This is a genomic window from Streptomyces sp. NPDC006385 (genome assembly GCF_040612485.1).
GTDB lineage: Bacteria > Actinomycetota > Actinomycetes > Streptomycetales > Streptomycetaceae > Streptomyces.
In genome coordinates, this window is record NZ_JBEXQG010000183.1 from 1 (window position 1) to 1127 (window position 1127).

Sequence of the window (1127 nt, forward strand, 5' to 3'; positions counted from 1 at the left end):
CGCCGCCATCGCCGCCCTGCCCTCCCTCTCCGCCTGCGGCACCGGCACCAGCCGCGCCTCGTCCGGCGGCAAGGGCGGCGGCAAGACGGTGATCGTCCGCGACAGCGGCGGCGCCTACGGCGAGGCTCTCCAGAAGGCGGTCTACACGCCGTTCACCAAGGAGACCGGCATCAACGTCCAGGTGGTCAACCTCCAGGGCACCCAGATGCTGGCCCAGATCAAGCAGGGCCGCCCTCAGTTCGACCTCATCAACAACTCGATGATGGATCACGCCAAGTTCGTCGCCCAGGACGCCCTGGAGAAACTGGACACCGGCCGGATCAAGAGCCTCAAGAGCGCCAAGCTCCCCAAGGCCCAGATCACCGAGCATGCCATCGCGCACAGCTTCTACGCCCAGTGTCTGGCGTACCGCACCGACGCCTTCGGCGGCAAGAAGCCGCAGTCGTGGGCGGACTTCTGGGACACCGGGTCCTTCAAGGGCAGCCGTTCGATGTGCAACCCGGACGCCGACCTGCCCGAGCTGGAGTTCGCGCTGCTGGCCGACGGCGTCCCGATGGACAAGCTGTACCCGCTCGACGTGGACCGCGCCTTCAAGGTGCTGACCCGGCTGCGGCCCGACATCAAGAAGTTCTGGGACAGCGGCCCGCTCCCCGGTGTGCTCCTCAGCCGCCAGGAGGTGACGATGTCCACCGTCTGGGACGGCCGGCTCGCCGCTCTGCAACAGCAGGGCGTCCCGGTCGAGCGTCAGCTCAACGGCGCCCGCCGCCAGTTCCAGGGTTACGCCATCGCCAAGGGCGCGGCGAACGCGGACGCCGCCTACCAGCTCATGGACTACGCGCTGCGCCCCGAGGTCGCGGCCGCCCTGGCCAAGGTCTACCCGTCGAACCCGGCCTCCGCGGAGGCCTACACGAAGCTCACCAACGAGGAGCGCTCCAAGCTCGCCGGAGCGCCGGAGTACTACGACAAGGGCTTCGACGCGGACATCAACTGGTGGATCAAGAACGAAGCTGCCGTCACCAAGCGCTGGTTGGAGTGGGCTCGTGGCTGATTACGGTGTGGTCGCACCGTCCGTCGAGGTGGCCGGCGTGCCCGTCCCGGACGACGACGCCGCCGGGCAGGAGCGGGAG

At 68.7% G+C, this 1127-nt stretch carries 1 protein-coding gene; it reads left to right on the plus strand.

Annotation, left to right across the window (positions count from 1 at the left end; all coding sequences use genetic code 11):
- Positions 1–1048, plus strand: a 1048-nt coding sequence (locus tag ABZ078_RS44430) for an ABC transporter substrate-binding protein (RefSeq protein ID WP_356584408.1), incomplete at its 5' end; no start/stop codon positions are given.
- Positions 1049–1127: the final 79 nt, after the last annotated feature.